At 48.5% G+C, this 14,815-nt stretch carries 11 protein-coding genes; 8 read left to right on the forward strand and 3 right to left on the reverse strand.

What is annotated here, in order from left to right; genetic code table 11:
• Window positions 1-85: 85 nt before the first annotated feature.
• From PHG53_01015 to PHG53_01040, 6 genes are all read left to right on the forward strand, one after another.
• Window positions 86-3,538, forward strand: a complete 3,453-nt coding sequence (locus tag PHG53_01015) for a DNA polymerase III subunit alpha (protein MDD5380207.1) — start codon at window positions 86-88, stop codon at window positions 3,536-3,538.
• Window positions 3,539-4,364: 826 nt separating this feature from the next.
• Entirely contained in the window at window positions 4,365-4,985 is a 621-nt protein-coding gene (gene tmk, locus PHG53_01020; GenBank protein MDD5380208.1) for a dTMP kinase, read from the forward strand.
• 6 nt (window positions 4,986-4,991) lie between these two features.
• A complete protein-coding gene (locus PHG53_01025; protein MDD5380209.1) occupies window positions 4,992-6,104 on the forward strand; it encodes a DNA polymerase III subunit delta' C-terminal domain-containing protein in 1,113 nt (370 codons plus the stop codon).
• Window positions 6,105-6,139: 35 nt separating this feature from the next.
• Window positions 6,140-7,117, forward strand: a complete 978-nt coding sequence (ricT, locus tag PHG53_01030) for a regulatory iron-sulfur-containing complex subunit RicT (protein ID MDD5380210.1) — start codon at window positions 6,140-6,142, stop codon at window positions 7,115-7,117.
• Window positions 7,118-7,126: 9 nt separating this feature from the next.
• A complete protein-coding gene (gene metG / locus PHG53_01035; protein MDD5380211.1) occupies window positions 7,127-9,130 on the forward strand; it encodes a methionine--tRNA ligase in 2,004 nt (667 codons plus the stop codon).
• Window positions 9,131-9,141: 11 nt separating this feature from the next.
• Window positions 9,142-9,492 (forward strand): hypothetical protein, encoded by a 351-nt coding sequence (locus tag PHG53_01040; protein ID MDD5380212.1) that lies wholly within the window; start codon window positions 9,142-9,144, stop codon window positions 9,490-9,492.
• A gap of 6 nt (window positions 9,493-9,498) precedes the next feature.
• Here the strand turns inward: PHG53_01040 and PHG53_01045 are convergent, their stop codons facing one another.
• Window positions 9,499-11,040 carry a glycosyltransferase family 39 protein gene (locus tag PHG53_01045; protein ID MDD5380213.1) on the reverse strand — a complete coding sequence of 514 codons (1,542 nt, stop codon included), beginning with the start codon at window positions 11,038-11,040 and terminating at the stop codon, window positions 9,499-9,501.
• A gap of 95 nt (window positions 11,041-11,135) precedes the next feature.
• Entirely contained in the window at window positions 11,136-11,801 is a 666-nt protein-coding gene (locus PHG53_01050; protein MDD5380214.1) for an endonuclease III domain-containing protein, read from the reverse strand.
• A gap of 120 nt (window positions 11,802-11,921) precedes the next feature.
• On the opposite strand from PHG53_01050, the gene PHG53_01055 reads away from it, so the two are divergent.
• Together PHG53_01055 and PHG53_01060 are read left to right on the forward strand one after the other, a co-directional pair.
• A complete protein-coding gene (locus tag PHG53_01055) occupies window positions 11,922-12,857 on the forward strand; it encodes a CPBP family intramembrane metalloprotease (GenBank protein ID MDD5380215.1) in 936 nt (311 codons plus the stop codon).
• A 218-nt stretch (window positions 12,858-13,075) separates the two neighbouring features.
• Window positions 13,076-13,621 (forward strand): DUF2617 family protein, encoded by a 546-nt coding sequence (locus PHG53_01060; GenBank protein MDD5380216.1) that lies wholly within the window; start codon window positions 13,076-13,078, stop codon window positions 13,619-13,621.
• Between the two features lie 41 nt (window positions 13,622-13,662).
• Here the strand turns inward: PHG53_01060 and PHG53_01065 are convergent, their stop codons facing one another.
• Window positions 13,663-14,655 (reverse strand): hypothetical protein, encoded by a 993-nt coding sequence (locus tag PHG53_01065; GenBank protein MDD5380217.1) that lies wholly within the window; start codon window positions 14,653-14,655, stop codon window positions 13,663-13,665.
• Between the last annotated feature and the right edge of the window lie 160 nt (window positions 14,656-14,815).

The raw sequence follows: 14,815 nt of genomic DNA on the forward strand, positions 1-14,815 counted from the left end.
CTTCAAAATCTACACACCCTTGACACAGCCAAATCCAGCCTCTATTATAAGCATACAGTTTTACTCTTAAGGAATTGCTTAACTTATGCCAAATAAAGGATTTACGCACCTTCACCTGCACAGCCAATATTCGCTGCTCGATGGCGCAATATCTCCCGACGAATTGCTCAAGCGCTGCAAAAAACTGGAAATGGATGCCGCAGCCGTTACCGACCACGGCAATATGTTCGGCGCCGTCGAATTCTATACAAAAGCCCTTGCCTGCCACATCAAGCCGATACTTGGTATAGAAGCATATATCGCCCCGAACAGCAGATTCAACAAACAAAAAAGCAGTATCACCGACGTTGCTTTTCATCTAATCCTTCTGGCTGAAAATAACACCGGCTATCAAAATCTTCTGAAGCTGGCAAGTGCCGGATTTACTGAAGGATTTTACTATCGTCCCAGAATTGACAAGGAAATCCTCGCCGAGTTAAGCGCCGGACTGATAGCTACATCAGCCTGTCTGAAAGGCGAGCTTGCTGCGCTGCTGGCGCGAGGCGATGAAGGGGCGGCCGAAGCCGCCGCAGAAAGCTATTTGAAGATATTCGGCCCCGACAGATTCTTCATTGAAATCCAAAGCCACGAAAACGACGACCCGCATATCCGCGAGGCGCTGATAAACCTTGCAAAAAAAATGGGGCTGGGTCTGGTCGCAACCAATGACGTGCATTTCCTGCAGGAAGATGATTGGGAGGCGCACAATTGTTTATGCTGTATAAGCACAGGCAGAAACGCCGCCGACCCCAACAGAATGATTTATCCGAAAGATATTTTCTTAAAAGATGCCGAGCAAATGCGGTCGCTCTTCACAGGGCCGGCCGCCGAGGCCTGCGACAATACCCTGGCCATCGCTGAGCGATGCAATGTGGAGCTTGATTTAAAAACGCGCCACGCCCCCCGTTTCAAACCTCCCGACGGCACAACCGCCGAAAAGTTTCTCACTAAATTATGCTACGAACGTGCCGAGCGAATATACGGCCAAATTACGGACAAGATAAAAGAACGGCTCGACAGAGAGCTGGAGGTAATCGAATCGAAAGGCTTCGCCAGCTATTTCCTTATCGTCTGGGACTTCTGTAATTTCGCCCACGAAAACAATATCCCTGTCGGTGCAAGGGGCAGCGGCGTGGGGACACTGGTGGGTTACTGCCTGGGATTGTGCGATGTTGACCCGATTCGATACGACCTGCTTTTCGAGCGATTTATGGACCCGCAGCGCAACGAGCTGCCGGATATCGACATCGACATCTGCCAGGTCGGCAGGGCCAAAATCATCGACTATGTCCGCCGGAAATACGGCCATGTCGCACAAATCATAACTTTCGGAACAATGAAGGCGCGGGCTGTTATCCGTGATATCTGCAGGGTGCTCGGCGTGCCGCTTAGCGAGGCCGATACATTAGCCAAGCTTGTCCCTGATTCTCTCGGCATGACTCTCGATAAGGCCTTGGACACTGAGCCGAAATTAAAACAAGCCTACGAGCAAAGCGACCAAACCAGAAGGGTAATCGACATCTGCAAAAGGCTCGAAGGCCTCACCCGCCACGCGTCCGTTCATGCTGCCGGGGTTGTCATTGCCGATGAGCCATTGACAAATTTTATACCCCTCTATAAGGCGTCCGATTCCGACGACGTCGTGACCCAGTTCGAAGGGCCGATGGTTGAAAAAGTCGGGCTGCTGAAGATGGACTTTCTGGGACTGAAGACCCTTAGCGTCCTGGAGCGTTCCCGTCAATTGGCTGCTAATCTTCACAAGCGGGACATCGACCTGGAAAAAATCGATTTCTGCGACCAGAAGGTTTTTGAACTATTCTCCAGCGGCAAAACAAAAGGCGTTTTCCAGTTCGAGTCCGGAGGCATGCAGGACTTACTGATGAAAATGAAGCCTGACAGAATCGAAGACCTCATCGCCGCAAACGCGCTATACCGCCCGGGCCCTATGATATTAATCCCGGATTACGTCGACCGAAAGCACGGGGCAAAATGGCGTTTGCCGCATCCGATTATGAATGAAATCCTCGATGAGACCTATGGCATTATGGTCTATCAGGAACAGGTGATGCGGATTTGCAACCGCTTAGGCGATATACCGTTGCGGGAAGCCTACGGCCTAATCAAGGCGATAAGCAAAAAGAAGGCCAAAACCATCGCCAAGGAAAAAGAAAGGTTCGTGGCAGGCTGCACCAATAAAGGTTTGACGAAAAGTCAGGCGCAGCAGATTTTCGAATTCATCGAGCGCTTCGCCGGCTACGGCTTCAACAAGAGCCATTCGACCCGCTACGCAGTCATCGCATATCAGACGGCCTATATGAAAACCTATTGGCCTGTCGAGTATATGGCGGCGCTATTGACTTATGAAATGGGCGACACCGATAAGGTCGTCAGCTATATCACCGAGTGCAGGAAAATGAATGTCGAGGTCTTGGCGCCGGACATCAACGAAAGCGGCGTCGATTTCACGCCGCTTTACAAAGGTCACGGCGAAGAGAAAAAAGGCGTAATACGTTTCGGCCTTGCCGCGGTCAAGGGCATCGGCGAAAAGGCGGTCGAGCAAATCATTGCCGCACGCGAAAGAGTAGGCCGGTTCCAGAGCTTGTTCCATTTCTGCGAAAACGTTGATTTAAGGGCAGCCAACAAACAGGTGATCGAGGCCCTGATAAAAGCCGGCGCCTGCGACAAGCTCGGAGGAAGCCGGGCACAAATGCTGGCCGGCATGGAAAAGGCGATGCAAATCGGCACCACGCTCCAGGCCGACAAACAAAACGGCCAGATGAATTTCTTCGGGAAATCTGGCCAGTCCGATTACTCGAAAGACCACGAACGCCTGCCCAATGCCACCCCTTGGCCGGAGCCGCAGATGTTAGCTTATGAAAAAGAGGTCCTCGGCTTCTATGTAACCAGCAACCCCTTGAGCCATCACGCCGAGATAATAAACCTTTATTCCACGCTTGACACCTCGCAATTGGCCGGCCACACGCAGGATAAACAGGTCGTCATCGGCGGCCTGATAGACAAAATCAGATACCACATCACGCAAAAAGGGCGAAACGCCGGGGCAAAAATGGCCGTCTTTACGCTCGAAGATTTGCAGGGACAGGTCGAAGTTGTCATGTTCCCGGACGTGCTCACTAAATTCGCGGAAATGCTGCTCAAAGATGCTATTGTCTTTGTAAAGGGAAAACTCGATTACAGAAGGGAGAAACCCAACATCATCGCCATTGAACTGATACCGCTCGAGCGGGTCAGGGAAAATCTGGCAGCGAAAGTAAAGATAAGACTGAACGCTGAAGACGTCACCAAAGAAAAGGTGGCGGCGATAAAAACCATCTGCCAGCACCACAGAGGACAAAGCCCTGTTTATGTAGCGGTAAGAACTGAAAAAGGCAAAGTTTACGCGGCCGCCAACAAAGGCCTTTCCGTCAATCCCGACCTCGAATTCTGCAGAAAGATGCGCCAGCTGGTCGGTGAAGAAAACTTCCAACTGGCTAAATAAAATGACCGAAATCAAAAAAACACTCGCTATCCTCAAAGTCCGCTGGCCGGAGGTAGTGCTTATTATTGGTGCTGGTCTTTTGATTATAATATCAAGTAGACTTCTCACGGCATTAAGACCAAAATCAATACGAACTGTCAGTTTAGTAATTCCATTTTTATCAGTACTGTTTTTATTAATTCAAACATTGCTTCGCTGCGGCTTTCTCAGGACAGTTTATTTAGAATGCTCAAAACGACAATCACTGTTGGTTCTGCTGCGGACAGGCATGCGTTTTCTCTGGAGAATGTTCGTGTTGCATCTGATTTATTCGCTACCTTTTATGCTCTCATTTCTATTGCTTTCCAAATTGGTCTATAAATATATTATCCCAAGCAATACGATGTCCCCACATATTGTTTTTTTGTTTAATACATTATATCCTGTTTGTATAAGTTTAGCCCTAATTAAACTAATACTGTTAATACCGGCTTTAATAATCGTATTAGGCTGCACAGTTTTTGATAGCTTCAAATTGTTCAGGCGGTACAAGTTATCGGATGCAAAAGAATTAGTCCTTTTGTACTTTGCTAACATTGCTATTGGCCTTTTGGGGTCAATATTGTCGCACTGTTTTTGGGGCGCTACCTGTTCAACGGCACAATCACAATATATTTTGAGAACCGGTTTTTTTCTGGTAACATATTTTATCAACTTGATGATAGCCGTCATGGCTGTTAGATTTGTGGCCTCTCAGAATTTAGTGTTTGATAACCACGAACCTTCTAACGATTTAAATTTTGAAGATTTACAAAAGTACACAAATAGAAACTACAAGGAATAAACGTTGAACGAAAAATTCGCAGGCAAATTCATAGTTATCGATGGTCCCGACGGTTGCGGAAAGACCACGCAAGCAAAACTGCTGGCCGACTGGCTGAAAAAACAGGGTGTTGTGGTTGAAATCTTCCGCGAGCCCGGCGGAACAGCCATCGGCGAGAAAATCCGCCAAATCCTGCTCAAGCCCGAGCATGTCGCGATGAGCACAGAAGCAGAAGTAATGCTCTATATGGCGGCAAGGGTTCAGCTCTGGCGGGAAAAGATAGCGCCGGCCTTAAAACAAAATAAATGCGTCGTTATCGACAGATGGCTCTCGAGCACCTGCGCGTATCAGGGCTTTGCCGGCGGATTCGGCGTCGAGCGCATCATAAAAATTGCAAAAGACTGCCTCGAAAGGCCCTGGCCTGATTTGACAATAATCCTCGATGTCGATTCGGAAACGGCAGCGACGCGGCTCAAGAAAAATCTGGACAGGATGGAGCAAAAAGGCGACAGTTACCACAAAAAAGTCCGCGAAGGTTTTCTCAAGCTTGCCGAAGACTTAAGCAATTTTGCCGTAATTGATGCTGCCGATGATATTGAAACAGTCCACAAGCAAATAATAACCACCATTGAGAAAAAGTTTTAACCCACAATGTCACTTAAAGAAATTTTCTGTCAGGATAAGGCGATTTCAATTCTGCAGCGCGGCTTAGCCGCGGACAAGATGCCCCACGCGTACATTTTCGCCGGCGCCGAAGGCGTCGGCAAATTCAAGACCGCACGCGAATGGGCCAAGGTGCTGCTTTGTAAAAATCCTGTTGCGGAAGACGGCTTCGCTGATAGCTGTGGCGCCTGTCAATCCTGCCTGTCATTCGAGGCCGGCTCGCATCCAGACTTCAATCATATCTACAAAGAGCTGCTCGAGTTTACAGAAGGTAATAAAGACAAAAAAACACCCGTCGATTTGGCAATTATTGTCATCCGCGAATTTCTAATCGAAAAAGTATCGACCAGGCCGACCTTGTCACAAAGGAAGGTTTACGTCATCAGTGAAGCTGAACGGCTAAATGCCTCATCGCAAAACGCAATGCTGAAAGTCCTCGAAGAACCGCCCGAGGCCTGCACAATCATCCTGCTGTGCACACGAATGGAAAGACTTCTTCCCACTACAAGATCAAGGTGCCGGACAATACGCTTCTCGCGCATCGACACAGAGAGGATATTTGACCGGCTGAAAGCGGTGGGGCTGGACAGCAAAAAGGCCGAATACTTCGCGCATCTGGCCGGTGGCAGTTTAGGGCAGGGCTGCCGGTGGGCACAGCTCGAGCTGGCCGGCGCAAATCTTTACCAAATCAAAAAAGAGCTGCTCAATTCTCTTTCAACATATAAATTAGCCGATAGTTTAGACTTGGCTGAACAGCTTTTGGGCAAAGCCAAGAAAATCGCCGAGGCCTGGGGAGAACTCGACGAGGCCGTCAGCAAAACAGATATAAATCGCAGGGCACAGAAAACCATTGTGCAGATAATCATATCGGCCTTGCACGATGCAATGAAACTAACTATTACTGGGCCGCAGGGGCTTATCAATTCCGACCAGCCGGAGCAAATAAAAAGCATAGCCGAACACTTCCGCCCTGAGCAGTCAGCCGAAAAAATCGCCGATGCCTATACAACGATGCACTGGATTGAATCCAGCGTCAACGAAAAGCTTATTTTCGAACAGCTATTGTTAAACCTCGTAGTTTCTGATACAATGAGAGTTTAAGAATAGCGGCGAGAACGCTAAAAATAGGCTTTGATATGACAGAAATCACGGTAATAAAGCCCAAGCAGGCAAAAAATAAAAAATACATGCTGGTCAGTTACGGCCGAATGAACACTCTCGGCTGGTTCGAGCACCACGAAGTCAACATACCCAAACTGCCCTGCCGCGTCGTCGTAAAAACCGAGAGGGGCCTCGAGCTGGGCCGTATCGTAGGTCAATCCTGCCCTTACAGGGCAGGGCAATTCAGATTAAGTCCGGAGCAAACTAAAAAATATTTTTACGACAGCGAGATCGACATTGTTGTCGAAGAGGCGGGCAAATTCATCCGTTACGCAACTCCTGAGGATATAAGCGAAGAAAAGCATCTGCGGAAAATATCAGAAGAAGAGCTCAAATGTTGCCAGCGTTTTGCCAAAGAATTAGGGCTGCCGATGAAAATAGTCGAGGCAGAACACATATTTGGCGGAGAGCGCCTCATCTTCTACTTTATGTCCGACGGCCGTGTGGATTTCCGCGACCTTGTAAAGAAAATCGCGCGCGAACAGCAGACAAGAATCGAAATGCGTCAAATCGGCTCGCGCGACGAAGCCCGCCTGCTCGGTGACATAGAAAGCTGCGGACAGGAATGCTGCTGCATAAGGTTTCTCAAGGCGCTGAAGCCGGTGAATATGCGAATGGCCAAAATGCAGAAGGCGACGCTTGACCCTTCGAAAATCTCCGGATACTGCGGAAGACTTAAATGCTGCCTGCGATACGAGGACAAAACATACACCGACCTTAAAAGGAGCCTGCCGAGAAAGAACACCATTGTAAAAACCAAAGATGGCCAGGGGAGAGTCGTCGATACCCAGATACTAACTCAGCTTGTTATGATAGAACACGCCGACGGCACGAAAACCGCCGTCCCCGTCGATGAGCTTGAGGAAATTTCCTCGACGCCAATCGAAAAGGAAGAGCAAAGCGATTCTGCAAATGGCGAAGGCCGGGACGACAAGGAAGATACAAAGCAGTAAGGAAACGCTATGCCTCGCAAAATTCTTGTAACGTCAGCCCTGCCTTATGCAAACGGCCCCATACACATAGGACACCTCGTTGAATATCTCCAAACCGATATCTGGGTTCGGTTTCAAAAGATGTGCGGTAACGAATGTCTCTACTTTTGCGCCGATGACACTCACGGCACCCCAATTATGATAAGCGCACGAGCTGCCGGGATAACCCCCGAACAGCTAATCGAACAAATGCACATAGCGCACAAAGCGGATTTCGACGGCTTCCTCGTTGAATTCGACAACTATTACACAACACATTCGCCGGAAAATAAACGCTTCAGCGAGCTTTTTTTTGATTCGCTCAACAAAGCCGGCTCAATCGTAAAACGCAGCATCGAACAGGCATATTGCGAAAGCTGCAGGATGTTTCTTCCTGACAGATTCATTCGAGGCGCCTGCCCAAAGTGTAAGGCCGAAGACCAGTATGGAGACTCCTGTGAAGTCTGCGGAGGAACACATCACCCGACCGAGCTGATTAATCCCCACTGTGCAACCTGCGGAAGCAAACCTGCCCTGAAGACGTCCGAGCACTACTTCTTTAAACTGGCTGATTACGAAGAGCGCCTCAGAGACCTCATTGCTGCGGAACATATCCAGAAATCGGTCGCAAACAAACTCGAAGAGTGGTTCAAGACAGGCCTGAAAGACTGGGACATCTCCAGAGACGGCCCATATTTCGGATTCAAAATACCAGGCGAAGAAAATAAATTCTTCTACGTCTGGCTGGATGCCCCCATCGGGTATATGGCCTCGGCAAAAAACTATTGCGACAGGAACGGCCTTGACTTCGACAAGCTCTGGAATGGCCCCGAATACGAGCTTTATCACTTTATCGGCAAGGATATTACCTATTTTCACGCCCTTTTCTGGCCGGCAATGCTGATGGGCGCGGGCTTCAGGACCGCAAACAAGCTCTTCATACACGGCTTCCTGACGGTAAACGGCGAGAAGATGTCAAAATCCCGCGGGACATTTATCAAGGCAAGCACCTATCTGAAGTATCTCAATCCCGAATACCTGCGATACTACTACGCGAGCAAGCTGGTCGGCGGCGTCGAAGATATAGATTTGAGCACGGAAGATTTTATAAACAAAATCAATTCTGATTTGGTCGGAAAACTCGCCAACCTCGCCTCGCGTTCGGTCCCGATGATTACAAAAAAATTCGACGGTCAACTCGGCCGATTAGATAGCCAAGGCAAGGAATTAATAAAAAAGCTCGCCGAGGCCAAAGCGGAAATCATAGAAAACTACGAAAACCTCAACTACGCCGCCGTCATCCGGATAATTACTTCTCTGGCCGACGAGGCAAACCGTTACGTCGAGCAGAACCAGCCGTGGGCGACCGTAAAAACCGATTTGGAAAAAACGCAAACAACTCTCACGGCAATAATAAACGCTGTGAAAATTCTGACGATTTATCTAAAGCCGGTCCTGCCCGCTTATGCCAAAAAGGTGCAGGAATTTCTAAATGTCGCAGAACTGAAATTTTCCGACGTTGAGATGGTATTGGAAAACCACAAAATAAACGATTACCCGCGATTAGTTGAAAGAGTTGACGAAGAAAAGGTCAAAGCTATGATAGAAGAAAGCAAAGAATCCAAAGCCCCTCAGGCGCCCGCGGCAGTCCCCGCCGAGCCGATTAAACCGGAATGTTCTATTGACGACTTCGCAAAAATCGATTTGCGAATCGCCAAAGTCATAAAGGCCGAAAAGGTCGAAGGCGCAGATAAACTCCTGCATCTCGAACTCGATATTGACGGGATAACCAAAAATGTCTTTGCCGGTATAGCACAGGCATATACCCCCGAGCAGCTTGTGGGTAAACTCGTTGTTTGCGTCGCCAATCTACAGCCGCGCAAAATGAAATTCGGCGTATCGGAAGGAATGATTCTCGCTTCGGGGGCAGGCGGAAAAGAAATTTTTATGCTCACTGTTGACCCCGGCGCAGAACCCGGACAGACCGTGCACTAAAAAAACAAATCATGAAAAAGAAGTTGGAGGAAATTGCCAAAGAAGACGGCCGATTCAGCGCTGGGGCGCTGAAGTTCGTTTATGAGGGGCTTGGCTACACCGCGAAAAAAACTGCCACCGAACCCAGCCATATCACAGGAAGCGACCTTTGCGAGGGACTAAGGAAATTAGCTGTCGAAAAATGGGGCGGACTGGCATTGCTCGTATTGAACAACTGGAACATAAAAACAACTCGCGACTTCGGCGAAATTGTCTATCTGATGATAAAACACGGGTGGATGAGCGCCCAGCCGACCGACTCTATCGACGATTTCAACGACGTCTACGACTTCAAAACCGCCTTCACAGACCTGTCCGCCTAAGGCGGCTTACAATGCAGGTAGCCGATTTATGCCATAGGTCTTTGGAACATACAGGTATTCCGGCCTTATACGTCTGCCTGTAACCGGCCAAAAGACGGTTTTATTATCGAAGACGAAGCGCTTTAAGGCGTAATGGTTTTCCACCTCTTTACGGAACTGCATAAGCCAGGTGTCGCCGGGGGCATTAATGATAATTGCGTCAAATCTTTTTTCTTTTACTGCCCGGCGCAGCTCATTCATAAACTTTTCGCCCTGCTCTGTCGAGCCTCCTCCGAATATGCCGACAAGCTCAGCGAAAGCCGATTCGTCGGCATACCAGTCTTTACCGGCGAGGACAGGCAAATATGCGTTACAGGGAACAAATACATCGCCTTTTGTTTGCTGTATGGTGCTGACAAGCTTTTTGCCTGCCTCTAAATCATTGCGGGTCGGAATTTGCTTAAAGGGGTTGTAAAAAAGCAGAAAAAATTGCACGATGCAGACGAGACAAACAGATATTTCCTCTAAATTTCTTCTGCCGTCAGGTTTAGGCAGAGCAGATTGAAAGGCGGTATGTGCCGCCAACCCGAACAGGATAGATATGACTGCGTAGGCGGGCAGCAGCGCATTGGGATAACCTCCTCTATTTAATCTTGCCATGAAAGACAACCCGAGGGCGCCGACGGCTATTACGGAGTAAAAGAGTAAGTTCTTTTTGTTCGATTTTAAGAACTGGACGTATATGTAAAATATTGATGCCACAAGCGCGATTGGCAGCGGTCGTATTAAATCTTCAAACCAGAAGCGGGCAAACATCCGGAGGTTTGCAGTGTGCCGAGCAGGCAGCGTGAAAACGAAATAGCTGAACCATCCATCATGAATGTAATCGAGGACCAGCGTGCTTGCCACTGCTATTACACATATGGTACCGATGAAGAAAAGAGAGCGGCGCCAGTTTATGAGAACGCAATAGAGCATTATTGGCGCGGCAAGCAACATCGCCGTCTGCTTGGTCAGGAAAGAAAGCGAAACGAGTACCCCGGCTAAGATGAGCGATTTTGGCGAATCTTTGAATTTGATTAAGTATAGCGCTGCCAGCAGAAAAAAAAGAAACAGTGAATCTACCCTGGCGATGTCGAAGAAAGCGCCGCTTATTTTAAAAACGGCTGAAAACAGGCAGGAGGCGAGAACGGCGAAGAAGCTGTTTTTTGTTTCCAGTTTAACGATAAGAAAGATAATAAGGAAGCACCCTAAAGAGGCGATGAAAGAGAGGAGTCTTAGCGGGACGAAACCGCCGCCGAGGGCTTTTGATACAAGAGCCGAAGCGTAAAAGTAAAGAGGGGTATATATATACGGCACAAATTCGAGTGACGGGCTAACGTATAACTTTTGCCCGGCGAGTATTCTTGTCACCTGATGCAGCGAGCCGCCTTCCATCCATTCTAATTCGAAGGGGTATTGAATCCGGAAGAAAACAAGGACGAGATAGACAATAACATACAGGGCGGCAATCGCCAGTAAAGCGTATTTAGATAACCGGGAAATTACGTTTAGAATTTCTGGCTTCATTCTGGCTTACCTCTTGTCTGCAAGAGCAATATCATACGGTTTAATCCCGTTCGAGCAAAGAGCATTTCGAATCAAATATATATTACCCGCCTCATCTAAAGGTATTCGTCGCCGGGGTTATGCGACAGTTTTTCCAGCGGGCAGCGGGGGCATTTGGCGCTGGGTCTGCAAAATTCTTTGCCGATTCTTACCAATAGTGCATGGTATTCGTTGAAAAGCTGCGGTTCCTGCGGCAGATTAGATTGGAATAAATCCCGCAGTTGTTCGTAATCGGCATCCGGCTCGATTAATCCGTGGCGAACAGCCACCCGGGCGGTGTAGGCATCTACGACAAATGAGAGTCTTCCGAAAGCGTAAAGCAGAATAGAATCGGCGGTTTCGGGGCCGATGCCCTTTACGGCCAACAGCTCAGCCCTTAAACGACCGGTGTCGAGGTTTTCAAGATTTTCCAGCCGGCCATCGTAATTCTGAAAGAGCCAGGTCAGGAAGTTTTTGAGCCGTTTTGCTTTTATATTGTAATAACCGGCCGGCCGGATAAGCTCGGCCAGCTTAGAGACATCGAGATGGTAGAGTTTTTCGGCGGTCAGCAGATTAGCGGATTTCAGATTTGCTATCGCTTTTTCGACATTTGCCCAGTTCGTGTTCTGGGTCAGTATGGCGCCTGTGATTATCTCGAAGGCCGTTTCGCCCGGCCACCAGCGCTGAGGGCCGAAGCGGTCGAGGAGCAGTTGATAAATTTCAGTCAGTTGCTCAGTTAGCATTGCGGCAGTTTTTCCCATGTAACAAGGTTATTTTTGGCTATTGTAATTTCGATTCACTTAAAGTAAACTCTCCGAAATTTGAGCCGTGCAGTCAACTGATTTTTGGCATTCGAAGGCAAAATGAAAGAGAAGAGATACAGCGTCAGCCAATTATTTAACTTCGCGCAGGATTCCTATTTCGAACGGACGAGCCGGCCAATTTACGCCATAGTTTTTCTGCTGCCGTTCATCGCATTTTATGAGCTAGGCACGATTCTTATCAATACCGATTTACTGCGGCGTTACTGGCTTGGTAGAGTGGTGGCATTTTCCTGGCTGCAGGATTTTCTCACATATCTGGGGTTTGGCAGCAAGTTCGGGTGGGCGGCAACCCCCTTGGCGGTCGTGGTGATTTTGCTGGCATTACAGGTGGCGTCGCGCAAAGGATGGCGGTTTTGGTTCGGTGATATTTTCCCGATGGCAATTGAGTGTATTTTGCTTGCGGTGCCCTTGATTGTTTTGAGCATGTTTTTGAGCGGTTCGATTCAGCGGCAGAGCGATGCCGACCAATTCGCAAGCAGCGCGGCAAGAACACAAACGGCCGCGATTTTAAGGTGCTATTCGGTCGCCCCCGCGCCTTCTGCCGAAGACGGCGACTGGGGCCTGCCTACGGCGGAGGAAGACGGCGGCGGTGACGGGAAATGGCAGGAGCTGCTGGCCAACGTTGTTACCGGCATAGGAGCGGGAATTTATGAGGAGCTTGTTTTCCGGCTGATTTTGATTGTTGCATTGATGATATTGTTTCAGGACGCTTTTCAGCTTGGCCACAAGGTTTCAATTATACTTTCAGTTTTTATTTCAGCGGCACTGTTCGGCGCGTATCATCATATAGTATTTCTGGGAGGTCAATTTATCCAGAGCAGTCCGTTCAACTGGGCGGAGTTTAGTTTCAGGACAATCGCCGGTATTTATTTTGCCGTTCTTTTTGCTATTCGCGGCTTCGGAATTACAGCAGGCGCTCACGCCTTTTACGATATTATCGCGGTTTTTATGAATGCCTTTTTTACACAGCCCTGAAAAATTATAAGATAGTTTGTCTTTCTTGATTTTTTTCAAAAAAACCTTGCCATCATTACTCTTTTGATTTGCGTAACTTGTGAAATCATCGTCCTATAAGCGAGAGAACAAGCGTTATCAATACTGATATTGCGCTTGAATAAAGAGGGGATTTTTTGTATAATAGCGTTCAGAATAAGCAGAACGCCTTTAGTATAGAGAGCGGGGAAATTTTAACTATGGAATTACCGCAAATCAATGTGGCAATTGAAGAGCTGACACTCAGTCTTTTTCAGAGACCGCTGCACCCGGAGCTTTTCCAGATTTACGCAAAGCGGCAGCTGAGAACCGGCAAATACGAAGCTGATATCTGGATTACAGGATGCACCCACGTTATCAGCGTTTATGCCGGGGACGTTTGTCTGAGCGAAGTAATAAGCTCGCCGGGACAGATGCTTCCGCGCCGAGGGCTGATTGAGCGTTTTCAATTTCATGGCCCGCGCTCTCACAAGTGCACTTTGAGCAGAGGTGTGAGCTATATGACCGATTTTCAGATTGAGAAGATGAGTCCCAATCTGTATCGGCAGAGCCATATTGACCTTGAGGGTTTTGCCCGAAATCGCGGCGTGTTTGTTAAATTTCCGGATCTGGAAATCGGAGGCCTGCAGCCTTTCTGTTATGTTGACTTCGAGGCCAGACAAACCGAGCTGCACATACACACGTTCGCTGCTTATCCAGACCAGGTAACGATGATTAAGACGCAGTCACTATTCGACTTTCAGTAGTGAAAAGCGAGTTTTTAATCGCCCCCGTTTCGTTATCCGCGTTAACTATTCTGCTGGCCGACTTTCTGTCTTAAAATATCCCACTTTTCGTGGATTTCCTCGGCCATTCTGCTGTTCGGGAAGTCACGGATAATCTGCTCGCCGGCCGCAATAGCTTTTTCCCATTGTTTTCCAGACACAGCCAGGGAGAATTGGACGCCGAGGTTGTGCAGCTTGTTCCTGAAAACGTCCTTTGCAGCTTCCTGCAAAGCCAGCCCTTCATTCGGAGTGAGGTAGAGGTCCAGCTCTCTTAGAATCTCCAGGCTTCGGTCGGTGGCTTGGCGTTTTATGGCATCGTCCCAGGCGTTGAGCAATATCTTTTTTCGCTCCTCTTTTTTATCGAGCAGTCTCTGCCGCATTGCTCTTGCATTTTCGGCTTTGGGGAAATCTCTGATTAATCTTTCAATCTGGGTGCTTGCTTTGGCCCACTGAGAGCTGTCGAAGAGCTTCTCGATATGCGATATGACCTGGTTTACCCTTTCCGCATCGGTTGCATCGCGGTAATCGTTTGCCTGTGTCCGTAACTGCTCAGCCAGACTCGCGTATTCTATGTGACGGGCAACCTCATCAATTATTTCATAAGTAGCCTCGAAATCCTGCTGCTGGAGCTTATCAAACACAGCCTCCCTTAGCGCCTGTATATCAGCGTCGCGGAATGCAATCGCCTTTGCCGCTTCGCTGAGGCGGGTGTTTTGGCTGATTTGAGTCAGAACGGAGCGGTTCTTTTCCAGCAGCTCGGCTATTCTTTCGAGCTTCGTGTTGTTTTCCGCAAGTGAGTCGAAGAGTTTAAATGTTTTTGTGAGTATCAATATGACCGCTGCCAAAAGCACCAGAGCGACGAGGAGCCATGCGAGATGTAATATCCTGCTTCCTAACTGAGGGGGCAGGAATGTGTCGGCAAGGACCACGAGCAGGACCACAGCGAGTAATGCGACAGGGATAATGATGAAATACGGCTTAAACCGTCCTAAGGGTCTATCTTTTCCTAGGTTCATAATCAGCCCTTTTCAAAAAGGATTTTATGCAACCAATCCGGCTGCGGCTCGGTCTTCGCCGAGACGAGTCTTCAGATATTATAGTCGTTTTAACAGGGAAACTGCAACTAAAAAAGTCGCCGATGCTCCAAAGCTATGGCGACCGAGCGCTGTTTGTGCG

The sequence above is a fragment of the Phycisphaerae bacterium genome, assembly GCA_028714855.1.
Lineage (GTDB): Bacteria > Planctomycetota > Phycisphaerae > Sedimentisphaerales > Anaerobacaceae > CAIYOL01.